At 71.3% G+C, this 24,243-nt stretch carries 20 protein-coding genes; 10 read left to right on the forward strand and 10 right to left on the reverse strand.

Features of this window, described 5'->3' with window-relative positions:
• Window positions 1-19: 19 nt before the first annotated feature.
• The gene (locus tag KGS77_RS05715; protein ID WP_242579136.1) at window positions 20-1,663 is read right to left on the reverse strand and encodes an ABC-F family ATP-binding cassette domain-containing protein; all 1,644 of its coding nucleotides are present in this window, start codon (window positions 1,661-1,663) and stop codon (window positions 20-22) included.
• Between the two features lie 506 nt (window positions 1,664-2,169).
• Complete coding sequence (locus tag KGS77_RS05720) at window positions 2,170-3,576, reverse strand: cytochrome P450 (RefSeq protein ID WP_277994314.1); 1,407 nt, start codon at window positions 3,574-3,576, stop codon at window positions 2,170-2,172.
• A 167-nt stretch (window positions 3,577-3,743) separates the two neighbouring features.
• Between KGS77_RS05720 and KGS77_RS05725 the strand changes: the two genes are divergently transcribed.
• The 3 genes from KGS77_RS05725 to KGS77_RS05735 are packed head-to-tail and all read left to right on the forward strand — an operon-like array spanning window position 3,744 to window position 6,082.
• Complete coding sequence (locus KGS77_RS05725) at window positions 3,744-4,145, forward strand: (2Fe-2S) ferredoxin domain-containing protein (protein ID WP_242579146.1); 402 nt, start codon at window positions 3,744-3,746, stop codon at window positions 4,143-4,145.
• Between the two features lie 55 nt (window positions 4,146-4,200).
• Complete coding sequence (locus KGS77_RS34565; protein ID WP_277994190.1) at window positions 4,201-5,205, forward strand: aminoglycoside phosphotransferase family protein; 1,005 nt, start codon at window positions 4,201-4,203, stop codon at window positions 5,203-5,205.
• A gap of 43 nt (window positions 5,206-5,248) precedes the next feature.
• Window positions 5,249-6,082 (forward strand): aldo/keto reductase, encoded by an 834-nt coding sequence (locus tag KGS77_RS05735; RefSeq protein ID WP_277994191.1) that lies wholly within the window; start codon window positions 5,249-5,251, stop codon window positions 6,080-6,082.
• 191 nt (window positions 6,083-6,273) lie between these two features.
• Here the strand turns inward: KGS77_RS05735 and KGS77_RS05740 are convergent, their stop codons facing one another.
• The 5 genes from KGS77_RS05740 to KGS77_RS05760 form a co-directional block, all read right to left on the reverse strand.
• Window positions 6,274-7,425 (reverse strand): macrolide family glycosyltransferase, encoded by a 1,152-nt coding sequence (locus KGS77_RS05740; protein WP_242587306.1) that lies wholly within the window; start codon window positions 7,423-7,425, stop codon window positions 6,274-6,276.
• 312 nt (window positions 7,426-7,737) lie between these two features.
• On the reverse strand, window positions 7,738-8,523 hold the full coding sequence (locus KGS77_RS05745; RefSeq protein WP_242579147.1) for an SDR family oxidoreductase: 786 nt from the start codon (window positions 8,521-8,523) through the stop codon (window positions 7,738-7,740).
• 238 nt (window positions 8,524-8,761) lie between these two features.
• Window positions 8,762-9,766 (reverse strand): class I SAM-dependent methyltransferase, encoded by a 1,005-nt coding sequence (locus tag KGS77_RS05750; protein ID WP_242579149.1) that lies wholly within the window; start codon window positions 9,764-9,766, stop codon window positions 8,762-8,764.
• A 127-nt stretch (window positions 9,767-9,893) separates the two neighbouring features.
• Complete coding sequence (locus KGS77_RS05755; protein WP_242579151.1) at window positions 9,894-10,535, reverse strand: NAD(P)H-binding protein; 642 nt, start codon at window positions 10,533-10,535, stop codon at window positions 9,894-9,896.
• Between the two features lie 123 nt (window positions 10,536-10,658).
• A complete protein-coding gene (locus tag KGS77_RS05760; protein ID WP_242579152.1) occupies window positions 10,659-11,642 on the reverse strand; it encodes an EamA family transporter in 984 nt (327 codons plus the stop codon).
• A gap of 142 nt (window positions 11,643-11,784) precedes the next feature.
• On the opposite strand from KGS77_RS05760, the gene KGS77_RS05765 reads away from it, so the two are divergent.
• On the forward strand, window positions 11,785-12,285 hold the full coding sequence (locus KGS77_RS05765) for a MarR family transcriptional regulator (protein WP_242587307.1): 501 nt from the start codon (window positions 11,785-11,787) through the stop codon (window positions 12,283-12,285).
• 104 nt (window positions 12,286-12,389) lie between these two features.
• On the opposite strand, the gene KGS77_RS05770 is transcribed toward KGS77_RS05765, so the two are convergent.
• Complete coding sequence (locus KGS77_RS05770; RefSeq protein WP_242579153.1) at window positions 12,390-13,028, reverse strand: hypothetical protein; 639 nt, start codon at window positions 13,026-13,028, stop codon at window positions 12,390-12,392.
• A 446-nt stretch (window positions 13,029-13,474) separates the two neighbouring features.
• On the opposite strand from KGS77_RS05770, the gene KGS77_RS05775 reads away from it, so the two are divergent.
• The 4 genes from KGS77_RS05775 to KGS77_RS05790 all read left to right on the forward strand — a co-directional run bounded on the left by KGS77_RS05775 (window position 13,475) and on the right by KGS77_RS05790 (window position 20,009).
• On the forward strand, window positions 13,475-14,728 hold the full coding sequence (locus tag KGS77_RS05775) for a DUF1266 domain-containing protein (protein ID WP_242579154.1): 1,254 nt from the start codon (window positions 13,475-13,477) through the stop codon (window positions 14,726-14,728).
• A gap of 134 nt (window positions 14,729-14,862) precedes the next feature.
• On the forward strand, window positions 14,863-16,320 hold the full coding sequence (locus KGS77_RS05780; protein WP_242579155.1) for a deoxyribodipyrimidine photo-lyase: 1,458 nt from the start codon (window positions 14,863-14,865) through the stop codon (window positions 16,318-16,320).
• Between the two features lie 525 nt (window positions 16,321-16,845).
• Window positions 16,846-17,460, forward strand: coding sequence for an Asp23/Gls24 family envelope stress response protein (locus KGS77_RS05785; RefSeq protein WP_242579156.1), 615 nt, complete (start codon window positions 16,846-16,848; stop codon window positions 17,458-17,460).
• A 1,457-nt stretch (window positions 17,461-18,917) separates the two neighbouring features.
• A complete protein-coding gene (locus KGS77_RS05790; protein ID WP_242579157.1) occupies window positions 18,918-20,009 on the forward strand; it encodes a YhjD/YihY/BrkB family envelope integrity protein in 1,092 nt (363 codons plus the stop codon).
• A 57-nt stretch (window positions 20,010-20,066) separates the two neighbouring features.
• On the opposite strand, the gene KGS77_RS05795 is transcribed toward KGS77_RS05790, so the two are convergent.
• Window positions 20,067-20,378, reverse strand: coding sequence for a 4a-hydroxytetrahydrobiopterin dehydratase (locus KGS77_RS05795; protein WP_242579158.1), 312 nt, complete (start codon window positions 20,376-20,378; stop codon window positions 20,067-20,069).
• A gap of 582 nt (window positions 20,379-20,960) precedes the next feature.
• Here KGS77_RS05795 and KGS77_RS05800 point away from each other — a divergent pair.
• On the forward strand, window positions 20,961-22,616 hold the full coding sequence (locus tag KGS77_RS05800) for an FAD-dependent oxidoreductase (protein ID WP_242579159.1): 1,656 nt from the start codon (window positions 20,961-20,963) through the stop codon (window positions 22,614-22,616).
• A 127-nt stretch (window positions 22,617-22,743) separates the two neighbouring features.
• Entirely contained in the window at window positions 22,744-23,556 is an 813-nt protein-coding gene (locus tag KGS77_RS05805) for a helix-turn-helix transcriptional regulator (protein WP_242579161.1), read from the forward strand.
• A 102-nt stretch (window positions 23,557-23,658) separates the two neighbouring features.
• On the opposite strand, the gene KGS77_RS05810 is transcribed toward KGS77_RS05805, so the two are convergent.
• Window positions 23,659-24,078 (reverse strand): nuclear transport factor 2 family protein, encoded by a 420-nt coding sequence (locus KGS77_RS05810; protein WP_242579163.1) that lies wholly within the window; start codon window positions 24,076-24,078, stop codon window positions 23,659-23,661.
• Between the last annotated feature and the right edge of the window lie 165 nt (window positions 24,079-24,243).

Consider the following 24,243-nt stretch of genomic DNA (forward strand, 5'->3'; position numbering starts at 1 on the left):
CCTCGCCCCTCCCCCGCCGTCACTGCGGGTCGGTGTCCCGCAGCTTCCCGTCCAGGGCCAGCCAGCGTGTGATGCCGATCTCCCGCAGGAAGCGCACGTCGTGGCTGACCACGATCAGGGCTCCCTCGTACGACTCCAGCGCGGTGACCAGTTGTCGGACCGAGGACATGTCGAGGTTGTTGGTCGGCTCGTCGAGCAGGAGGAGTTGCGGCGCGGGTTCGGCGAGCATCAGGGCTGCCAGCGAGGCCCGGAAGCGCTCGCCTCCCGAGAGGGTGCCGGCCTGCTGGTCGGCGCGGGCGCCCTTGAACAGGAAACGTGCGAGGCGGGCCCGGACGCGGTTGTTGGTGGCGTCGGGGGCGAAGCGGGCCACGTTCTCGGCGACGCTCAGGCTGTCGTCCAGGACGTCGAGCCGCTGGGGCAGGAACCGGTACGGCACATGGATCCGTGCCTCCCCCGCCACCGGCTCGATCTCGCCCGCGACCGTACGCAGCAGGGTGGTCTTGCCCGCCCCGTTGCGTCCGGTCAGCGCGACCCGCTCGGGCCCGCGCAGTTCGATGTCGGCGGACGCGCCGTACCGTGCCCGCAGTGCGCGCAGCGTCAGTACGGTGCGGCCCGGCGGGACGGCGGTGTGCGGCAGGTCGACGCGTATCTCGTCGTCGTCGCGGACCGCCTCGACGGCCTCGTCGAGGCGGTCCCTGGCCTCCTTCAGTTTCTCGGTGTGCATGATGCGGTGCTTGCCCGCCGACACCTGCGCCTGCCGCTTGCGCTCATTCATGATGATCTTCGGCTCGCGCTTGTTCGCGGACATCTTGTTCCCGTAGCGGACCCGGCGCGCCAGCTTGACCTGAGCGTCGGCCAGTTCGCGTTTCTGCCGCTGCACATCGGCCTCGGCGACCCGCACCATGCGCTCGGCCGCTTCCTGCTCGACGGCCAGCGCGCGTTCGTACGCGGTGAAGTTGCCGCCGTACCAGTGGACCTCACCGCCGCGCAGATCGGCGATCCGGTCGACGAGGTCGAGCAGTTCACGGTCATGACTGACCACGATCATGGCGCTCGGCCAGTTGGCGACGGCCTCGTAGAGTCTGCCGCGCGCCTGGCGGTCGAGGTTGTTGGTCGGCTCGTCGAGCAGGAGGACGTCCGGCCGGCTCAGCAGCAGCCCGGCCAGGCGCAGCAGGACGGACTCACCGCCGGAGACCTCGCCGATGGTGCGGTCGAGGTCGATGGTGTGCAGTCCGAGCTGGTCGAGGGTGGCGCGGGTGCGCTCCTCGATGTCCCAGTCGTCGCCGACGGCGGTGAAATTCTCCTCGCTGACGTCACCGTTCTCGATGGCGCGTACGGCCGCGCGGGTCCCGGCGACACCGAGCGCGGCGTCGACCCGCAGCTCCGTGTCGAAGGAGACGGTCTGCGGCAGATAGCCGACCTCGCCCGCGACCTTCACGCTGCCCCCGGTCGGGGACAGTTCGCCGGCGATGAGTTTCAACAGGGTCGACTTCCCCGCGCCGTTGAGGCCGATGAGGCCGGTACGTCCCTGGCCCACGACGAACTGGAAGCCCTCCAGCACCGGGGTCCCGTCGGGCCAGGTGAAGTCCAGGCCCGTACAGACCACGGAGGGGGTGGACGCGGAGGCGGAGGAGGAAGAGAAATAGGGGGAGGAAGATGACATATGCAGGTCTCCTGGTGCGCGTGGCGGGCGGGATGAGCGGCGCGGGAGACACCGGGGATCTGCGGAGGGGTTCGGGGCCTCATGCCCGAGAGCCTGGGCCGGAAGCCGAAGCTGGATGCCGGAATCCGGGCCGGGAGGGCACGCCGAGGTCGCAGACCGGGCCACACGGAGGGGCGCACCACGCAGGCATGTGACGACATGGCTGCGTACGGTCGCACCAACGCACCGCGGGCGGTGTCTCAGGACCTCAGACGAGCAACGGCCTTCTCCAATCGGCGAAAACACGGCCCGGAAGCAGGGCCGGGAAGGACGTTACGGGGAGCGCCGCGAAAAAGCAAACGCAATTTATGTTGCGTTTGAGGAGTGAGGGCGAGGGAAGGGGGGAGGCGGAACCTGTACGGCAGGCAGGCGTGCGCGGCTGCGCGCCTCGCCGTGAGCGTCGTACCCGTGCGGATCCCGCACACCCGCGCGGACCCTCGTACCGGTTCCTCGTACCCGCGCGGGACTTACGTGCGCTGCCGCAGCCGCACCCGTGCCGGTCCCTTCGCCTGAAGCGTGATCCCGGCGGCGACCGGGACGTGGGCGTCGACCGCCTCGAACTCGTACGCGCGCAGCAGTACGGCGATCGCCGACAGCGATTCCAGCATCGAGAAGTACTGTCCGATGCAGGCTCGCGGGCCGCCGCCGAAGGGGAACCAGGTGTACCGGTGCCGGGCCGCCTCCTGCTCGGCCGTGAAGCGCTCCGGGTCGAAACGTTCCGGCTCCGGCCACAGCTCCGGGTTCCGCTGGGTCACCCACGGCGAGACGATCACATCCGCGCCGGCCGGAACGCGGAACCCGCCGATCCGGGCGGCCTCGACGGACCTGCGGCTGATCACCGGGGCCGCCGGATACAGCCGCATGGCTTCCTTGAGCACCCTCGTCAGGTACGGAAGGCGGCCGAGGTCGTCGGCGGTCGGTGCCCGGCCGCCCAGCACCCGGTCGACCTCCTCCCGCGCCCGCCGCTGCTCCTGCGGGTGGCGGGAGAGCAGGTGGAGGGTGAAGGCCATGGAGGTGGCGGTGGTCTCGTGCCCCGCCAGCAGGAAGATCAGTACCTGTTCGCGCATCTCGGTCGCGTCCAGGCGGCCGTCCTCCTCGTTGCCGGCCCGGGCGAGGAGCGTCAGCAGGTCCTCGCCCTCCTGTGCCGCCGCGGCCGGCACCCCGTTCGTACGCCGCCGCCGGGCGATGATGCGGTCGCAGACCTCGAACATGCGGGCCGTGGCGTCCGCGGCCCGCCGGTTGCCGGGCGTGGGCCAGTGCCGGGGCGGGCGCAGCGGCGAGAAGCCGCGCCGCACCACGTACGTGTTGATGACCGGGAGGCAGCGGTGCACGACTTCCACGGCCGCCTCCACATCCGTACCGAAGAGGACACGGGAGACCGTGCGCAGCGCGAGGCGGTTCATCTCCGTGACGAGGTCCACGGTGGCCCAGGCGCCGGCAGTACCTCCGGCCGGGGCTTCGGCAGGGGTGGAGGGGGCGAGGGCGGCGCGCCAGCGGTCGGCGACGGCGGCGGCTTCCTCGGCGACGGTTCCGGCGTACCCGTCGACCCGGCGCTTGGTGAACAGCGGTTGCACCAGCCGCCGTTGGCGGAGGTAGTCGGCGTCCTGACTGGTGAGGAGGCCGTTGCCCAAGGACTGCCGGACTTCTTCGTAGAAGGGGTGGTCCTTGCGGAAGACCGTGGACCCGGTGGCCAGGACCTGTTGGGCGCCCGCGGGCGAGAAGACCGCGTAGAAGACGCTACGGAGGCCGGGCGGGCCGGCGACGAGACGGACCACGTCGCCATGTTCGCGCCGCGCGCGTTCGAAGGTGCCGAGGGTGTCGCGCCGCAGGTCGATCATGGACGCCAGTAAGGGGAGGCCTTTGGGGCCCGGTATCGAAGGGGACGTGGGCGCGGGTTCGGAAGCGGGCGCGGGCTCGGAAGCGGGCGCGGGTGTGGATTCGGAGTTGGTCATGAGGGTGATACCTACCCCGACGACGCCCGCTGCTACGGCGGTTGTGGCGACCGGTCCGGGAGCCGTGCGGGCCACGTAGCATGGGGCGAATGATCAGCAAGCGTTCCGGCCGGCCGGCCGTCGAGTCCTCCTGCCGGATCACCGTGTGCCGTGGCTGCTGCTGTGGTGATCCGCGCAAGGTTCCTGGCGTCGATCATGCCGGTCAGATCCCGCGGCTGCGGGCGGCGCTGGCCGGGGTGGCGCAGGTGCGCGCGTCGGACTGTCTGGATGTCTGCGATCAGGCCAATGTGGTGGTGGTCCAGCCGTCACCGGCCGGGCGGGCCGCGGGCGGACGACCCGTGTGGCTGGGGCTGGTCAACGACGACGAGGCGCTGGAGGACATCGCGGCCTGGATACGCGCCGGCGGACCGGGCGTCGCGGAACCGCCCGGGGTGCTGGACCTGTACGCCTTCACCGTGTCGCGGCGGGTGCGCGAGGCGCTGGAGGGCTGAGGGAAAAAGACGGGCGGGGGTGCCGGGCGGTACGGCAGCATGGCGCGCATGGGTGATGAGCATGCGTGAGGAGCGGCGTCCGTCGGCGGAAGTGGTGGCCCGGCTGATGGCGGAAGCCGCCGCGGCCCGGAGCGGGCCGCCCGGTACACGGGACGGCCTCGGCGACCAGGTCGGCAGCGGCACTGGTGACGGTGACGGCACCGGTGGCGACGACACCTATGGCGGCGGTGGCGGCGGTCGGATTGCTGTTCGGCCCATTGAGGAGGGTGGGGATCATTCTTCCTGGTGGGTCGGCTCGGCGTACGTGGCACGTTGTGTACTCGATGAGGACGGGTCCGAACTGCTGCGGCGGGAGATCGCGCTGCGGGACCTGATCCGGGCGGATCTCGGCGTACCCGTACCCCGCAGTGTCGCAAGCGGCGAGTGGGCGCCCGGGTACGCGTACACCCTCGACACCCGTATGACCGGGGTGTCCGGCGAGGAGCGCCCGGTCTCCCCGGCGGGCGAGGCGGATCTCGCCCGGATGCTCCGCGCTCTGGCGGCGGTGCCGGTGGAGGCCGCGCGGGCGGTGGGTGTTCCGGTGGCGGCCACGTACGCGTCCGGCTCGCTCGTGCACAACGACCTCAAGGGCGAGCATCTGCTCGTCACCGAGGACGGCCGGATCGGCGGGGTACTGGACTGGACGGACGCGGTGATCGGTGACCCCGCCCAGGACATCGCGGGGCTGGCGATCTCGATCGGTGCCGCCGCGGCCGTACGGACGGGTCTGGCGGCCGGTTACGGGGCCGGGCTGTGTGCGCGGGGCGTACGGATCGCCCGCCGGGACACCGTGACGCGGCTCTCGGAGCGGCGGCGCGGGCTGGACGACAGTCCGCTGCCCCTGCTGCGGCGGCAGCTCGCCCGCGCCTGGGAGGCCACCGGGACCGTCCGGGAGGCCGGACCCGGGGACGGACCCGGAGCCGGGAGCGAGGCCGGAGCCGGAGCCGGGGCGTCCCGCCCCGACGGGCTTTCCGCCCGTAGCGGACATGCGGGGGAATGCGTACCGGCGGATGATCGTTGAAGAACGTGAACGTGTACGACAAGACCCAAGGATCGATCAGCTCGTGAGCAAGATCCCCAGCATTACCCTCAACAACGGCGTCGCGATGCCCCAGCTCGGCTTCGGTGTCTGGCAGGTCCCGGACGACGAGGCGTTCACCGCCGTCGGCCTGGCCCTGGAGGCCGGTTACCGCAGCATCGACACCGCCGCCATCTACGGCAACGAGGAGGGCACGGGGAAGGCGCTCGCCGCTTCGGGCATCGCGCGTGACGAGCTCTTCGTCACCACGAAGCTCTGGAACAGCGACCAGGGGTACGACTCCACCCTGCGCGCCTTCGACACCTCCTTGGCCAAGCTCGGCCTGGAGTACGTGGACCTCTATCTGATCCACTGGCCGCTGCCCGCCCGCGACACGTACGTGGACACGTACAAGGCGCTGGAGAAGATCTACGCGGACGGCCGTGCCAAGGCGATCGGCGTGTCCAATTTCCAGCCGCCGCACCTGACCCGCCTGCTGGGTGAGACCTCGGTCGTCCCGGCCGTCAACCAGATCGAACTGCACCCCCAGCTCCAGCAGGCCGAGACCCGCGCCGTGCACGCCGAGCACGGCATCGCCACCGAAGCCTGGTCACCGCTGGGCCAGGGCAAGGGCCTCCTGGAGAACGCGACGATCCGCGAGATCGCCGGGAAGCACGGCAGGACCCCCGCGCAGGTGGTGCTGCGCTGGCACCTCCAGGTCGGCAACGTCGTCATCCCGAAGTCCGTGACGCCCTCCCGCATCAAGGAGAACATCGACGTTCTCGGCTTCGAACTGGACACCGAGGACCTCGCCGCGGTCGCGGGCCTGGACGAGGGCAAGCGCCTGGGCCCGGACCCGGCCACCTTCGACGTGGACTGAGCCGGCGGGCGGCCACGGATGTGGGCGCCGCGACGGACGGGCCGCTCGCCGCGCTCCGGGAGGTAACCCCCTCGGGAGCGCGGCGAGCGGCTGCGCCGATACCGACATCAACGGCAGCGGGAGCGTCAGCTCAACGGCAACCCCGGTAACAAACGTCAGCTCAACGGCAACCCCGGCAACAGCGGCGTCCGTCAGCGCGGCAGCATCGCCTCGATGAGGTCGGCGGCCCTGGATGTGCCGCCCTCCGCGAGCGCCTCGGCCTTCAGCCGCGCCGAACGACGGGCGACCTCCGGGTCGCTGGTCAGTTCCGTCAAAGCGGTGCGCAGGGCGTCGGCCGTGGCGTCGGCGGTGTCGATCCGGCGGGCCACGCCCAGTTCCACGAGCCGGTCGGCGTTGGTGAACTGCTCCGCGCCCTGCGGAACGGCGATCATCGGTACGCCGGTGAGCAGCCCCTCGCTGCAGCTCCCCATCCCGGCGTGGGTGACGAAGGCGTCCGCCTGCCGCAGGATCGCCAACTGCGGCACCCACGTGCGCACTTCGACGTTGGAGGGGACCGGGCCGAGCTGCGCCGGGTCGGTGTACTTCCCTATCTGCAGGACGACATGCCATCCCGGCAGCCCGCCGAAGGCGGCCAGGCACTGCCGGTAGAACTCCGGCTGCCGGGTGTAGGCCGAGCCGAGTGACACCAGCAGCACCTTTTCGGCGCCGTCCGGGCGGCTCCAGCTCCCCTGGTCCGTACGGTCCCCCAGGCAGGGCCCGACGAAGGTGACGGCCCCGGTGTCGACCTGGTTCACGTACGGCTGCATGGCACTGGAGATCAGCGCCAGAGCCCGGCGGGGCAGGCCGGAGAAGGCGTCCACGTCCGTGGTGGTGGCTCCACACCTGGCGAGCCAGGACGCGAACTTCTCTTTGTACGCCGAGTAGCCCGGCAGTTGTGCGAACTGCGCCCCGATCTCCTCCTGCATTCCCTTCCAGGCCACGAAGGTGGGCGAGAGCTGTACGGCGGGCCGGCCCTGCGCCTCGGCGAGCACCCGGCCCGGGTAGCCGGCGATGTCGTACAGATAGAGATCGGCGGGGTCCCGCTCATAGGCGGCGCGGAGGACCGGCAGGACGCGGATCGCCTCGTCGAGGAAGAGGCTCGCGGCGGCCACGGGGTCCTCGGGCCAGGTGTTGTCGACGAACGGCAGGCCGGACTCGTACGGGAGGAGCTCCGCACCTGTGGGGGCGATCACCTCGGCCATGGCCGGGTCGTTGGCGTACGTCACCCGGTGCCCGCGCGCCACCAGTTCGCGGATGATGTCGCGGCCGGGCAGGATGTGGCTGACCAAGGGACCGGCCACCATGGCGATATGGGCGGGCCTGCGGGCCGGCAGCCGCCGGGCGGTGGGGGCACGGCGAGAAGACACAACAGACGTGGAGGGCGCGGAAGACGCAGAAGTCGCGGACGACATGAGGAAACACTCGTTTCAGATCTACGGCATACGGGCGGAACGCGTCGCACCCGGCGGCCCTGTGGGCGGCGCGGGTGCGCACGTGAGCTGCGGGGCGGCGGGACCGCCCGCGTCCGCGTCAGCCGTAGATCTGATAGAGGTACATGCCCGGGACGGTAGTCGGCGTCCGGGGCCGGTGTCATCCGATTTCCGCGGTGGCGGTCGTCAGCGCAGCGCGTAGCCGCCGTCGGGGTAGAGGGTGGAGCCGGTGGTGTAGCCGTTGGTGAAGAGGTAGAGCACGCTCTCGGCCACCTCCCCTTCCGTGCCGAGCCGGTCCAGCAGCGTGTCCTTGCGGTACTTGGCCGCGTTCGGCTCACGGACCTCGGCCGGGCGGTTCGCCCAGAGATTGCCGTCGATCATGCCGGGGGCGACGACATTGACGCGTACGGGTGCCAGTTCCACGGCCAGGCCGCGGCCCAGCCCCTCGATCGCCGCGTTGCAGGCGACGTACGCGGGAGCGACGCCCGCCGGCCGTACGCTCGCGGCGCCGGACATCAGGACGATCGAGCCGTCGGCGGCGAGCTTGGGCGCAGCGTACTTCGCCGCGTAGTACTGGCCCCAGAACTTGGAGACGAAGGGGCTTTCGGCGGCGCTGTCGCTCAGCTCCAGCATGGGGCCGGTCTCGTACGACGCGGCGGGCGTAAAGAGGTGGTCCACACGATCCAGGCCGGCGAAGAAAGCGGCGAGGGACTCCTTGTCGGTGTTGTCGACGGTCCGCCAACTCGCCGCGGGGCCGAGCTCGTCCGCGGCTGCGGCGAGTTTGTCGCGGCTCCGGCCGCCGAGTACGACGGCGGCGCCGGCGGCCACCGCTCGACGGGCCACTTCCAGGCCGATGCCGGAACCGCCGCCGATGATGACGACGGTCCGGCCGGCCAAGCGGTGGCCGGCGGGGACGGCGGGGGCGGCGGGGCTGGTGGAGGTGGCGGGAGTGGCGGGCGATTCGGCGGGCATACGGCCTCCTTGGGACGTGGGCGCGGCTGCCGTTGGCGCCCGGCCGGCCGTGTGCGTACGGCGTTCACCGGCGTACGTATGGGTGCTCCCCGGCATCGCCTTCACCGGATGGCGTGGCCGGGCGGGGCGGCAGGTCGGCAACGGTTGATCATGAGCGGCAACCGGCGGCCCGCGCTGATCATTCCCGCGCCGACAGCCGGACACCCGCCATGGCGCCGCCGTGCCCACGCACCTGACCTCAGGCTGCGCGCGCCGTGTGGACCGTCTGCGCCGACAGCAGGAACACATCGGGCCGGCGGGCGATCCCGGCCTCGTCGTCGGGGTCGACGAGCCGGGCGAGGGTGGCCCGGTCCTCCTCGTCCAGGTGCTCGCCGCACAGTCCGGCGAGGTGGCTGAGCTGGGCGATGATGTGCTCGCGCGCGGCGGTGGACAGCGGGGCCGGCAGGTCCAGCAGGAAGCTGCGGGTACGGGGCGTGTGCAGTCCCGCGTCGGTGAGGAAGGAGGGCCAGTCCTCGACGGTCCCGGTGACGCCCGGCAGCGCGGCCCGTATCCGCGTGAACGCGTCCTCGTGGGCGGCGTCGAGACGCGCCTGGAGTCCCGGGCGGCCGATACCGAAGTCGCGGGGCAGTACACGGCGCTCCAGCCCGCCTTCGGCCGCCGCGAGCAGGCCGTGGGGCCGAAGGTGCCGGGCGAGAGCGGCGACGGCGGCCCGCTGGTCACCGACGTGGTGCAGCGCCTTGCTGGACCAGATGAGGTCGGCTTCCCCGATTCCGAGGCCGGTCGCGGTGCGCAGCTCCTGCGCCGTGTGCGGGAGTTCGGCCCGGAGCGTACGGACCCGGTCGGCGAGCCCGAGCCGGGCAGCACGGTCCCGGGCGCGTTCGAGCAGTGCCTCGGTCGGGTCCACCGCCACGATCTCGGCGTCCGGGAACACCTCCGCCAGCAGACAGGTCATGACACCCGGTCCGCTGCCGACGTCGAGAACCCGACGTACACGACGAACCGCGTCCTCGTCCGTTCCCTTGTCCGTTCCCTTGTTCTCGCCCTCGCCCCCGTTCGCGTCCGTGTCCGGGCTCCGGTCCGTCCCGTCCGTGGCGGTGAGCAGCTCGCGCAGCCAGTCCGCCGCCTGCCGCAGGAGCGGGGTCTGTACCTCCGCGCCCTGTTCGAGGACGGGGCCCATGACGGCCCAGTCGATGTGCACGCCGTCGTCGTGGTCGTGGTGGTGGTGTTCCGAAACGGGGCTCATGGCGCGAGGGTCGGGCATCGGCCCGCGGGAGGCAACCCTTGTTGCTGTCTCGGCAACACCGAAAGGAGTGAGAAGGAGTCAGAAGGAGTCGGGAGGCCGAGGAGTGAGGAGGCCGGAGTCGGGGCGGTCAGTAGGCCACCGTGAATCTGGTGCGGTGGTGCTTGGGCCGCTCGGCCTCGTCCAGCAGGGCCACCGCGAGGTCCTCCATGGAGATCGCCGACCGGCCCTCGGCGTCGACCAGGAGTTCGTCGCCGCCCAGCCGGTAGTGGCCGGTGCGCTCGCCCGGTTCCAGGATCGCGGGCGGGCTCAGGTAGGCCCAGTCCGCCCGTGTCCCGGCCTGGCACACGGCGTGCTGGGCAGCGCAGGCCAGCGCGATGTCCCGCCAGGCGGCGGGCAGGAATCCCGGGGTGTCCAGCACGGTCGTGCCGCCGGAGCCGGGCACGGTCAAGGTGGCGGCGCCCCCGACGAGCAGCAGCCGTACGCCGGTCCGGGCGACCCCGTCCAGCAGCGCCTCGGTGGTGGTGACGAGCTGCCGCTCCCCGCCGGGCGCCGGACGGGTCGCGCTGATCACGACGTCCTGTCCGGCGCTCAGCCCGGCGACGTCCTCGGCATCGGCCGCGTCACCGGTCCGTGGCACGGCGGTGGCGGGCAGTTCACGGAAGCGGGCCGGGTCCCGTACGACTGCGGTGACCTCATGCCCCCGGGACAGTGCCTCGGCCACCACGCGGCTGCCCACGTTCCCGGCCGCTCCGAAGACCACGATGCGCATGCTGTCGCTCCTCTTCACTGATGTCGCTGATGTTTGCGCTGATGCCGCTGATGCTGGCGCCGGGGCCGCTGATGCTGGCGCCGGTGCTGCTGATTTCGCTGATGCCGCTGATGTCACTGCCGACTACCGGAACGGGGTGGCTTCAGAGGCCGGTGAGCTGGACGGTTCTGTGGCGGGCGGAGACGTCGCGATGGGCGGCGGGGGAACAGATCCTCCTGCCTCGGCTGCCGCGGTACGGCGCGACGTCCGGACGGTACGGCGCGACGTCTGGGCCGCGACGAGGGAGGCCAGGACGACGAGGCCGCCCAGGGCCTGGACCGGGCCGAGTCCCTGACCGAGCACCAGCCAGCCGAGCGCGGTGGCGACCAGGGGACTGAGCAGCCCGAGGAAGGCGACGTGGGTGGGCGACAGGGCCCGGATCCCCCGGAACCACAGCGTGTAGGCGAGGGCGGAGCCGATGACCGCGAGGTAGGCGTAGCCGGCCAGGTTGGCGGCGGTCGGTGCCGCGGGCGGCAGCCCCTCCACGAGGAGGGCGACCGGGAGCAGCAGCAGTCCGCCGGCGACGAGTTGCCAGCCGGTGGTCGCCAGGAGCGGCGCCGTGGAGGACCACCGCTTGCTCAGGACGACCCCGGTGGCCATGACGGCCGCGCCGCCCGCCGCGGCGGCCACGCCCATTCCGTCCAGGCGGGCGTCGGCACGCAGGACGAGCAGGCTGACCCCGGCCACGCCCGTGACGGCAGCGATGGCGGTGCGCGGGGTCAGCCGCTCGCCGAGGAATCCGGAGGCCAGCACGGCGACCAGCAGGGGCTGGATCGCGCCAACGGTCGCGGCGACCCCGCCCGGGAGCCGGTAGGCGGCGATGAACAGCAGGGCGAAGAACGCCCCGATGTTCAGGGCGCCGAGCACCAGCGCCCGCCACCACCAGATGCCGCGCGGCAGGCACCGGGTGACGAGGACGAGTACGAGGCCCGCCGGGAGGGCGCGTACGACCGCGGCCAGCAGAGGGCGGCCCGGCGGCAGCAGTTCGGTGGTGACGAGGTAGGTGGTTCCCCAGATCGCGGGCGCCAGCGCGGACAGCGCGAGGATCCCTGCGCGGCGGCCCGGCACATGCGAGTTGCCCGGTTCTGAAACGTTTGCACTGCTCCGATTGCTTAGCACTAAGCCAATGTACCTCACTCCTAAGACAATTACCTCACCTCTAAGGCAACTACCTCAGCACTAAGCCGTCGACTAGGCTGAGGCGATGAGCATGACCGATCACGTGGACCGCGTACTGGAGCAGTGGGCCGCTCAGCGCCCCGACCTGGACGTGTCACCGATGGCGGTGTTCGGGCGCCTGAAGCGGGCCTCGCGGCTGGTCGACGCCGAACTGCGCCGCGTCTTCGCCGCCCACGACCTCGACGCCGCGTCCTTCGACGTACTCGCCACCCTGCGCCGCAGCGGCCCCCCGTACCGCCTGACCCCCGCCGCGCTGATGCGGGCCGCGATGGTCACCTCCGGCGCCATCACCCAGCGCCTGGACCGCCTGGAGGCACGCGGCCTGGTGGCCCGCGCCTCCAGCGCGTCGGACGGCCGCAGCGTGCACGTACTGCTCACGGACCAGGGCCGTACGGTCATCGACCAGGCTCTGCCCGACCACGTCGAGAATGAACACCGCCTGCTGGCCGCCCTCTCGGAGACCGAACGCGAGGCGCTGGCCCACTCGCTCCGCCGCCTCCTGGAGTCCCTCGGGGACACGACCGCGCGCTGATGGTGGTGGCGGGATCCGCATGGGGGCGGCGAGCGGGACGACGGACGGGCCGGCGGACGAGCGGGCCGGCGGACGAGCGCGGATTCTCCGCTGCCCCTCCCTCCCTACCGCTCGCCCTCCACGGCGTCCTCCCCGTTCCCGTTCCCGTTCCCGTTCCTCAGCTCCGCCTCGCGCAGCAGAACCGCTTCCCGGTAGGCCGTGATGACCGGCTGGTGGCGCTCTCGGATTTCCCCGCGCGTCCGCTTCCCTTGCTTGATCCAGTACGGGCCGAGGAACAGGCAGCCCGCCACGACGGCGTGCGCCAGCGCGTACGCCATCCAGTCATCCCCCGTGAAGCCGCCCGGGAGTTCGTGGTTGATCCAGGCAGCGCCGACGGCGACCGTGGCGAATGCGCCGACGAGAAAAGCGAAAAACGTGCCCACGACGAGTCGGTCTCTTTTGGCGCGCAATTTCCGTATGCCGCTTTCCGCCGCCTTCAGGGTCGCCTCGTCCAGCGGGTCGAAGCCGTCCTGTTCGCGGTACCAGTCCGCCACCCGGGCCGCCGCGGCGCTCCGCCGCAATTCTTCCGGGTCCGGGCCTCCCCGGACGTCCACGTCCATCACCGATCCAGGCTGGGTGCCCTCCCGGTAGAAAAGCCATGGCCCGCCCGTTCCGTGCGTCTGCCGGGCGAACCCCAGCTCCTGTGCGAGCTGGTCGGCTTCGGCCGTGGTGATGGCGGGGTATTCGCCCGGAGCGACGCGCACATGTCCACGGAGATTCGGTACCCCCGTCCGCAGCGTACGGCTGAACTCTTCCACTTGTTCGGCCCGCGGAATCTTCGCCCGTTGCCGCCGGGTATCCCATACGGTGTAGAGAGCGAATGCGGCGTACAGACCGGCGATGAGCCATACCCACCACGGAAAGCCCCACCCGACGTCAGCGCCTGATGGAGCTGCCACAGTGCACAATACGTCTTCCCCCGGTCGGCAGTGGACGGTCTGCGGTTGATGGACAGGGCTCTGTCCCATCGCCGACCAGGCTTCCCGGCACACCGTCGCCAAACATACACATCGGCTCGTCAGCCTCGTCAACAAGGCATTCCCCCACCCGCCATCGTGCGTACGGCGGTCAGGAATGTGCCTACGAAGGCCGAGGGTGTACGCGATACCCCGATTCCGCCGATGCGACGGGTCCGCCGTATGGTCTGAGCGTGGCAACTCCGGGATGGGTACCGCCGACCGAAACCGAACGGCGGCTGTGTGAAGCGACGGCTCGTGGCGACTGGGAAGGGCAGATCGCGGCGATCGCCGGTGAGGACCTCTACCTGGCGGCACCCCAGCCGGGCCAGGATCCGCTACCCGTGTACGACGACCCCGTCGCGGGCGGCAGGTGCATCCCGGTCCTCACGCGCGGCATGCTGCCGCCCTGGCATCCGCAGCAGTTCTTCGACCGCGTCTCGGTCGAAGAACTGGCGCAGGACTGGCCCAACAACAAGTGGAAGCTGGCGATCAATCCGGGTACGCCCTGTGGCGCGTACCTGCCCGCCTCCGACGCGCACCGCGCCATGTGGCTGCGGGCCCGCGCACAGGGCGGCGTACGGCCCGGCGGGCTGCTGACCACGCACTTCGGCGGTCCGCTGCACGGCCCGCTCGCGCACGGGCTGGCGTGCGGCGCACCGATCGCCGTGCACCACAGCGTGCCGTGGAACGAACTGGGCACCGTTTTCGTCGACCATGCCGCGGACGCCCAACTGCTGTACGAACAGTGGTCGGTCGTGGATCCCGCGTCCTGGCGGCAGCGGCTGGAGCAGTTGCTGAACGGGCAGTACGTACCGGCCGAGACCGAAGCGGCGCTGCGCGCCCGCGCCGCGAACGGCCCGGCGGCGGAGGCCGGGACGGAGGAGGCCGAGGAGTCCGCGGGGGCCGCGGGGGTCGCGGGGGCCGCGGAAACGGCTGGGGCTGAGGAAGGGGGCACGGCGCCGGAGGACGCGGAGAAGGACTCCAGTGGTACCGCGGGTGCCGGTGCTGCCGCGGATGCCATCGCAAGTCCCGCCGACTCCTCCGGCTCTGCTGGTTCCACCGACTCCTCCGGTCGCCCCGGACTTCCCGCGCTCGTCGGCACGTACGAGGACCGCTTCCGTACGGACGGAGTGCTGCCCGCCGAGGGCCGGGTGGTCTCCATCGTCGCGCTCGACCTCGTGCACGCCGTGAACCTCGTCCGCTGGGGCCTGGGCGCCCGTTTCTGCGCTCCCCCGGAGGCCGAAGAAGCGGTGCTGCGCGCGGGGGCGCAGGCCAGGGAGGTCTACTCCTCCTGGGAGGAGTTCTCCGCCGGCTACGTACTGGGGCGCATGCTCGCCTTCGACAACGGCTGGTTCGGTTCGCACTACGCCGAGGCGCTGCACATCCACCGCGTGCTCACCCAGGACCCGTCCTCGCCCTGGAAGGGCCTCCCCTTCAACGCCTGACCGCCTGACCGCCTGACCGCCTGACCGTCTGATCGCCTGACCGCCTGACACGGGCACCCATACCGACGCAGGCACCAACACCAGCACCGGCATGCCGTCCGTCCTCGGCCTCCTCCTGGGTGTAGGGCAGTGCCATGGAGACAACGATCTGCCTGTTCACCTCCGACCTGCGGCTGCGCGATCAGCCGGTGCTGCACGCCGCCGTACGGTCCGGTGCCCGGGTCGTACCGCTGTTCGTCGTGGATTGCGGGATCGCGGACGCCGGGTTCGCGGCCCCCAACCGGGCGGCGTTCCTGGCCGAAGCGCTGGCCGATCTCGATGCCGGACTGCGTGCCCGGGGTGGCCGACTGGTGGTCCGTACGGGTGAGAGCACCGCCGTGACCTGCGAGGTCGCCGCCGAGGCCGGGGCGGCGCGGGTGCACATCGCGGCGGGCGTGAGCGGTTACGCGCTGCGCAGGGAACGCCGACTGCGCCAAGCCCTGGGACGTGCGGGGCGCGAACTGGTGGTGCACGACGCCGTGATCACGGTGGTGCCGCCGGGCGAGGTGGTGCCATCGGGCCGCGGCCGGGACCACTTCGCGGTGTTCACTCCGTACTTCCGGCAGTGGCAGCGCGCCGGACTGCGGACCGTGCTGCCCGCGCCGCGCGCCGTACGGGTACCGGAGGAGATCGCCTCCGAGCCGCTGCCGACGGCGCAGGCGTTCGCCCCTGGCGGGCGGCCGTCCCCGGGCATCCCACGGGGTGGCGAGGGGGCGGGGCGCCGGCGCCTCAGCGCCTGGATGCGCTCCGGGGTGGCCGGGTACGAGGAGCAGCAGGACGACCTGTCGGGCGACGCCACCTCGCGGCTCTCCCCGTACCTGCATTTCGGCTGTCTGTCCCCCGTCGAGGTGGTCCGTCTGGCGGGGGACCGGGAGGACGCGGGGGCCGAGGCGTTCGTACGGCAGCTCGCCTGGCGGGACTTCCACCACCAGGTGCTGGCCGCCCGCCCGGACGCGGCACACACCGACTACCGGACGCGGCACGACCGGTGGCGGCAGGACGCGGCGGAAGCCGCTTCGGAGGCCGCCGCAGAGGGCGATCCGGAGGCCACGGCAGGTGTCGCGCGGGAGATCGCGGCATGGAAGGAGGGCCGGACCGGCTATCCGGTGGTGGACGCGGCGATGCGGCAGCTCCTGTACGAGGGGTGGATGCACAACCGGGCCCGGATGCTGGTGGCGAGTTTCCTGACCAAGACGCTGTACGTGGACTGGCGGGTGGGCGCGCGGCACTTCCTGGACCTGCTGGTGGACGGCGACCTGGCGAACAACCAGCTCAACTGGCAGTGGATGGCGGGCACCGGCACCGACTCCCGCCCCCACCGCGTCCTCAACCCGCTGATCCAGGCCAAACGTTTTGACCCGTACGGAGAGTACGTACGCCGCTGGGTGCCGGAGCTGGCCGGAGCCAGGGAGCTGCTGCCGGGCGCGGCGGTGCACCAGCCGTGGAAACTGCCCGACGCGGCCCGCGCGAGGCTGGACTATCCCGAGCCCGTCGTCGACCTGGCCACGGGACTGGCACGGTTCCGGCATGCCAGGGGGCTGGACCGGGCGTAGGCGGCGGAGGACCGATCCGTACGCCTGCCGTCCGGCCCGCCCGGCGCATCCGTACGCCCGGCGCATCCGTACGGTGGCGGTACGCCCCATACGGTGGCCGGTCGCCCCGTACGACGGGGAGCGGCGTCGGCCGCTGAACGCCAGCCAACGAGCGTATGGCCGCGTCATACGACACATACGACATGAGAACGCCGGTCACCGACGCGCCCCCACCAGCTCCCCACGTCCCGTATCGCCGTCGTTCCAACTCACCACCCGGCCTCATCTCGACCGGGAACGACACACTGAGGACGACACGCGCACGGCACATGGACGCCACGTGGACGGATGACCGGCCGGCTGCTGTTCGTCCGGGTCCGGACAGCACCCGGCAGCAGGGCCGGCCGCGTTCCGGACCTGACGCGAATCCGTTTCCGGCCGGGGTTCCGTGTCACTCGTGACGTAGCACGGTGGAGGCATGGCACCAAAGAGGAACAACCCGGAACGACCAGGAGACAACGACCAGGAGACGAGGAGCTGGACCGTATGACGACCAACGCGGATGTGACCACGGCAGGCGAGCCCCGGGCGACTTCCGGACAGCCCGCTGAAATGTCCACCGGCACGGCCACGGGCGCGAGGACGAGTACGGGCGTGGCCACCGGTGGCACCCCGCGCACGGATGCGGGTACGACGGTCGCGAAGAGTGGGAGGACGACGGTGGACGCCGGCTCGCCGGGCCACGGCACGCCCGCCGCGCTCCGCGGACGGACCACCATCGCCGATGGGGTGGTCGAGAAGATCGCGGGCATGGCGGCCCGCGAGGTACCGGGCGTGTACGCCTTGGGCGGCGGACTGGCCCGTCGGCTGGGGGCGGTACGCGGTCGGGTCCCGGGCGGCGGCCGGTCCGCGGCCGGCCTCGGCGTCAAGGTCGAGGTCGGCGAGCGGCAGACCGCGGTGGATCTGGACATCGTCGTGGAGTACGGCGTGCCCATCACCGAGGTCGCGGGCGACATCCGGGAGAGCGTGATCTCCGCGGTGGAGCGGATGACGGGCCTTGAGGTGGTCGAGGTGAACGTCGCGGTCGTCGATGTACGGCTGCCCGGCGACGAGACGGAGGCCGACGACGAGGGCGACGGCTCCCAGTCCCGCGTCCGGTGACGACCCGGCGGCGGACGCTGACTCGGCACCCGGTGAGGATTCCGGCGGCGGGCGGTGACTTGCCGACGGGTGAGAATTCCGGCGGCCGGCGCTGACTCGCCGACGGGTGAGGATCCGGTGTCCGGGTGACGCCCGTCCGCCGGGTGATCATCCTCCGTATGGTGACCAGCCGACGCGCGGTGACGGCACGACGTAGGGGGATGGTGCGACGTACGGTCTCGGCGCGGCATACGGTGACGGCGCGACGTACGGTGTCGGCTCGGCGCACAGCGACGACCGCCACCCGCCGGAAACGGCCCGCGGGCGGACGAGGGATTGCCGTACCGCCTACGGGGCAAATCGAACGTGACCGCTCCCCCAACTGGGGGTTACCCGAAGGCGCGTAACCGGAACCCTGGCTCAGCACGTAGATCGACGAAGCGGACCGGCCACCACCACGACGCACCGGGCCACCTACTGGGCAAATCGAACGCGCCCATCCCCCAGCCGGGGGTTACCCGAAAGCGGGTGGCCAGAACCCCGGCTCAGAACACGAACGGCCGCCGCGAACGGCCCTCGCGAACGGAGGCCGCTCAGCCACCACTACAAGGCGGCCGACCACACCTACTGGGCAAATCGAACGCGGGTCTCCCCCCAACAAGGGGTTACCCGAAGGGAGGCGGCCAGAACCCTGGTCCGGGACTTGGCCCTTGTCCACGGCGCGGCGCGGTTCGGGTACGCGGCGCGGCGCGGGTGCGGTACTGGGCTTGGCGCTGGGCTCGGCCCAGATTCGAGGCTCGCCCTTGGTGCGAGCTCGGCCCAGGTGGGCGGAGCTGACGCAGCGGGGACGAGGCGCAGGCCCAGGCGCGAGGCACAGGCCCAGCGGGTACGGGTCGGGGGCGGGCCGGCGTGGCTGCGTGGGGTAGCCGCCTACGGGGCAAATCGAACGCGGGTGTTCCCCCAGGTAGGGGTTACCCGGAGGGGGGTGGCCGGAATCCTGGTTCGGGGCGCGGCCTCATGGCGGGGCGGCATGTTCGTGGCGGGGGGCGGCATGTTCGTAGCGGGGGCGGCGTGTTCGTAGCAGGGGGACATGTCCCTAGCGAGGGGGCGGCATCTTCGTGGCAGAGGGGCGGCATGTTCGTGGCGGGGGTGGGCATGTCCGCGGCGGGGCCGGTGATCCGTACTGCGTGGGGACCGGCCCGGCGGTCGCGGAGAGGGCCGAGGGCATGGCCATGGTCCCGGGCCGGGGTCCGGACCAGGCACGATGGTCTCCTGACAGCGGAATGGAAGCACGGAGAGGACGGGACACCAGATGGGCGGGGACGGTGTGCGCCGCGGGCTGGAACGGGTGCCTGGGAGAACGGCGTCGGGAGGAGCGGGGAAGTGGGAACGTACGGGGGTGAGGGCGCATGTACGGTCATTGGCCTCTGCTGTCGTGCCGACGCCGTGTGTCCGGTCCGGGATGGGCCAGGTGGGCCATGAGTGCTGATGCCACCCCTATGGGTCCTATGGGTGCGGCGGCCGGTGCCTCCGCCGTTCCGTCCACCGCACCTTCCGCCGATTCGGACAGCACGCCGGACACCGCGTCGAAGACCGGATCGGGCAGCGCGCCGCAGAGCGTGCCTGAGACCGGCTCGGGCGAGGCGTCGGACGGTGCTTCCGTCTCCACCACTGCGGACGCCGCCCGCCCGTGTGGGCCGAAGTCCCTGCCCAGTCTGGCCGAGTGCCGCCTCGCGGCCCGCCGTACGCCCGTCTCCGTATGGAATGACGACGTGTCGGACTGGGCGGCCAGTCTGACCTACTACTCGGTGCTGGCCCTGCTGCCCTCGGTGATCGTCACCGTCTCGCTGGTCAGCCTGACGGACCCGGCGTCGACCGAGGACCTCATCAACCACCTCAGCTCTCTGGCACCGGCCGGGTCCGGCGCCACGGTCCGCCGCGCCCTGGTGGGCATGGCGCACCAGCGCACCGCCGCCTGGATGCTCGTCGGTGGCGCCACCGTCAGCGCGCTGTGGTCCTCGTGCAGTTACCTGGCGGTGTTCCGGCGGGCCCTGCACGCCATGCACCGGGTCAAGGACGACCGGCCGCCGTGGCACAAGGCGCCTCGTATCCTCGCCACGGCGCTGTTGCTTCTGGCGCTGCTCATCAGCAGCGCGGTGGCCCTGGTGGTCAGCGGCCCGGTCGCGCGCACACTCAGCAGGGTGCTGGACCTCGGCGCGGCGGGCGAGGCGATGTGGGGTCTGTTGAAGTGGCCGCTGCTGTTGCTCCTGGGGACCGTGCTGGCGATGGTGCTGTTCCGTTCGGGACCGCCCTGCTCGCGCGGGGTACGGCGGGCGGCGCCCGGTGGGGTGCTCGCGGTGCTGCTGTGGCTGGTGTCCTCGGCGGGCTTCGCGGTGTACGTCTCCTATGTCGGTACGTTCAACCGGCTGTACGGTTCCCTCGCCGGGCCCGTCGTCTTCCTGGTGTGGCTGTGGTTCTCCCACCTGTCGCTGCTGAGCGGCGCGCAGTTCAACGTCGAGCTGATACGGGCCCGTACGGGCCAGGTGCCGGCTCCTCGCCGAACCTCCTGAATCACCCGTATTTCCTGAACCATCTGCACCGCTGGAACCACCGGTCGGGCTGGTCCGTCAGCGTGCCCCGTGGCCGGCCGAGACGGCTTCGATCCTGCGCGCCAGTTCGAAGTCGCGCTCGGTGATCCTGTCGCCCGCGCTGTGTGTGCTCAGGGACACGGTGAGCGTGTTGTACCCCAGCCGCAGATCGGAGTGGTGGTTCAGCTCCTCCTGCAACTGGGCGACGTGGACGACCATCGCGGCGGCCGGTACGTGCTTGTCGAAGCCGTACGTACGCGTCAGCCGGCCGTCGCCCACCGACCAGCCGGGCAGTTCCGCGAGGCGGTCCTCGATCTCCTTGTCCGTGAGGGGATCCATCTGATCGTTCATCTCGCTCCGCCTGTCTCTCGGTCCCGTCCGGCGCTCGTGCCCGTGGTCTTGCGTTCATCGCGTTCACGTTCGTGGTCTTGATTGCAGCAGCTCCAGCCTGGCACGCCGAGGACGCTTTCGCGCCAATGTACGCACGGTCCCGCCGTGGCCTTCCGTGGTGATTGAGGCACTTCTAAGCTCCTGCGCCTGACGTGGCCGTTACCGACGACGGCGGTAGTAGGCGGTGGAGCAGCGATGGACGCAGCCAGGCGAAACGCGGACGGCGGGGACCGTAGGGGTCCTACGGATGGCGGAGATCCCACGGGTCGCACGGATCGCACGGATCGCGCGGGTGGCACGGGTCGTACCGGGCGTACGGATCGCGCTGGCGGAACGGGCAGTGGCGCGGGCGCCGCCGGGTCGCGCAGGAGCTTTCTCGGTGGCGCGGCGGCGCTCGGCGGTGCCCTTGCCCTCGGTGCCACCGCCCCCGGTACCGCCTCCGCCTCCGCGACCGGTCGCTCCACCGCCGCCGCGGCCGTTCCCGGTCCCGCCGCGCGCCGTACGGCCCGCCGTACCGGGCAGAACGCACGGAACGGACAGACCGTGGCCGTCCTCGGCGGAGGTGTGGCCGGGCTGACCGCCGCGCACGAACTGGCCGAACGCGGCTTCCAGGTCACCGTCTACGAGCGCAAACCCGACGGACTCGGCGGCAAGGCCCGCAGCATGGACGTCCCCGGCAGCGCGCGGGGTGGCCGCAAGCCGCTGCCCGGCGAGCACGGCTTCCGCTTCATCCCGGGCATCTACCACAACCTCCCGGACACCCTGCGCCGCATCCCCTTCCCCGGGAACGCGCACGGCTGCCACGACAACCTGGTCGCCTCGACCGAGGTGATGCTGGCCCGTACCGGAGGCCGGGAGGACATCCGTATCCCCTTCTCCTCGCTCGGCACTCCCCCGCCGGTGCTGACGCCCGACGCGTTCCTGCGCATGCTGACGGGGCTGCTGGAGACCTTCACCAACCTGCCCGCCCATGAGATCGCCTACTTCGCCAACCGCCTCCTGGTCTTCTTCACCAGTTGTGAGCGGCGCCGGCTGGAGGTGTGGGAGCGCACGCCGTGGTGGAGCTTTCTGCGGGCGGCGTCGATGTCCGCCAACTACCAGCGGCTGCTGGCCATCGGGCTGACCCGTAACATCGTCGCCACCAAGGCGGAGATCGCCTCCACCAAAACCGTCGCGACCTGCGCCGAGGCGTTCATCTTCAACGTTCTGGGGCGGGGTGCGGACGGTGAGCCGGACCGCGTACTGAATCTGCCCACCAACGAGGCGTGGATCACCCCGTGGGTGAACCACCTGCGGTCGCTGGGCGTCGAGTTCCGGGTGGGCTGGACCGTACGGGATCTGACGCTCGCGGGCGGACGGATCACCGAGGCCGTCGTCGACGATCCGCGGGGCGCGCGGCGGTCCGTCCAGGCCGACCACTTCGTCCAGGCGATGCCGGTCGAGCACGCCCGGCGTACGTGGAACGCGTCCGTACGGGCCGCCGACCCGCAACTGGCGCGCTGCGACAAACTGGAGACGGACTGGATGACCGGCATCCAGTTCTATCTGACCGAACCGACGCCCATCATCCACGGGCACGTCAACCACATCGACTCGCCCTGGTCGCTGACGGCGGTCGGGCAGGCGCAGTACTGGAAGAACCGTGACTTCCGCGCGGACTACGGGGACGGGGTGGCGGCGGACTGCCTGTCCGTGGACATCTCCGAGTGGGACAGACCGGGCATCCTGTACGGCCGGACGGCCAAGCAGTGCACCCGCGAAGAGGTGGCGCGCGAGGTGTGGGCGCAGATGAAGGCCGGACTGAACGACACGGGGAAGACGGTCCTGCGGGACTCCACGCTCCACTCGTGGTTCCTGGACCCGGCGGTGGACGGCCTGGGGACGCCCCGGCCCACCAACGACGAGCAGTTGCTGATCCACCCGACGGGCACCTGGTTCAACCGGCCCTCCCCCAGGACCGCGATCCCCAATCTCTTCCTCGCCGGGGACTACGTCGCCGTGGACATCGACCTGGCGACGATGGAGGGCGCCAACGCCTCGGCGCGGCAGGCGGTGAACGCGCTGCTGGACGCGGCCGGGTCCGGCGCCGGCCGGTGCGAGGTCAAGCGGCTCTACCGGGCGCCGGAGTTCGAGGCGCTGAAGAAGCACGACGAGACACGTCTGCGGTGGGGGCTGCCGAACGCTTTCGATCTGGGGTGATGAGCCTGTACGTGGCCCCCGTACGTGGCCCTTGTACGTAGTTCCTGTCCGTAGTTCCTGTCCGTAGTTCCTGGGCGTCGCTTCTCTGTGTGCTGGTGTTACGACCGGCATCGGTTACCGTCACCGCATGACAACTGTTGCGGTCTCCCCGCAGATCACGGGCGTGGGCGCGTTGTTGCGCGAGTGGCGGGACCGGCGCCGGATCAGTCAGTTGGAGCTGGCGATCCGCGCCGACTCCTCCGCGCGGCACATCAGCTTCATAGAGACGGGCCGCTCGCGGCCCAGCCAGGAGATGGTGCTGCGGCTCGCCGAGCACCTCGACGTCCCCGTACGGGAGCGCAACGCGCTGCTCGTGGCGGCCGGTTACGCGCCGCGGTTCCCGGAGACGTCGATGGACGCCCCCTCCATGAAGGCGCTGCGCTCGTGCATGGACCGGCTGCTGACGGGGTACGAGCCGTTCCCGGCGCTGGTGCTGGACGGGATGTACAACGTACAGGCGGCCAACCGGGGCATCATGATGCTGATGGAGGGCGTCGACGAGGAGCTGCTGCGCCCGCCGTTGAACGCCATGCGCATCACCCTCCATCCGGGCGGTCTGGCCCCGCGCATCCGTAACTTCCTGGAGTGGCGCCAGGATCTGTTCACGCAGATGAACCGGCAGTTGGCGGTGGTGCGCTCGGCACCGCTGCGCGCGCTGTACGAGGAGGTGAGCGGCTATCCGCTGCCGAAGGGAGGGCGGGAGGTGTCGGCCGTGGCCGGGAACCGCGCGTCGTTCGCACTGCCGATGATCATCGAGCACGGCGGACGGGTGCTGTCCTTCATCTCCACGATCGCCACCTTCAACACCCCTATGGACGTCACGGTCTCCGAGCTGGCGCTGGAGACCTTTCTGCCTGCCGACCCGGAGACCGCCGAGTATCTGAAAACAGCGCTCGGTTGAGTACGGTGCTCGGCCAAGTACCGTGCTCGGCTGAGTACGGCGCTGTCTCAGGCGTCGGGGCCGGGGCGGCAGGCGGCCAGGCGATCTGCTCCCGTGGTGCTCTCAGGCGGCGGGTACGCGGTCCAGGAAGCCGTGGACGGAGGCGATCCGGCCGTCCGCGGCGAGGGTGATGACGTCGGAGCCGGCGACCGGTGCCGAGCCGTCGGCGGGGGAGACCAGCTCCCAGCCGAAGCGGGCGATGTGGTGGTGCCCGTCCACGGCGCCGAGCTGCCGGAAGCGGAACCCGGGGAACTGCTCGTGCACCGCGCCGATGACGGCGGCGAGCTGGTCGTGGCCCGCGACGTCGGCCAGCGGGTCGGTGTAGCTGCCGTCCTCGGTGAAGGCGGCGGCCACGGCCTTGGCCCGGTCGGCCGGGTCGGTGGCGTTCCACGCCTCCAGGTAGCGGGTCACGGCGGCCTCGTACTCCTGCGGCTGGAACTGGGCAGCGGCCTGGGTCTGGGTCTGGGTCTGGGGCTGCGTCATGTCGGGTCTGCTCCATATACGGGTCGGTACGGCGGCGTCGGATGTCGCGCCGATCGATGGGACGGTCCGCGGGCCGGAGTGCGCCGGCCCGTGAACCGATGCCTCTACCCTGCCGGGAGCCGCGGGAGGGGTCGATTACGTCCGGGGTAATGGAGGCGGCGCGGG

It is taken from the genome of Streptomyces sp. MST-110588, assembly GCF_022695595.1.
Taxonomy (GTDB): Bacteria; Actinomycetota; Actinomycetes; order Streptomycetales; family Streptomycetaceae; genus Streptomyces.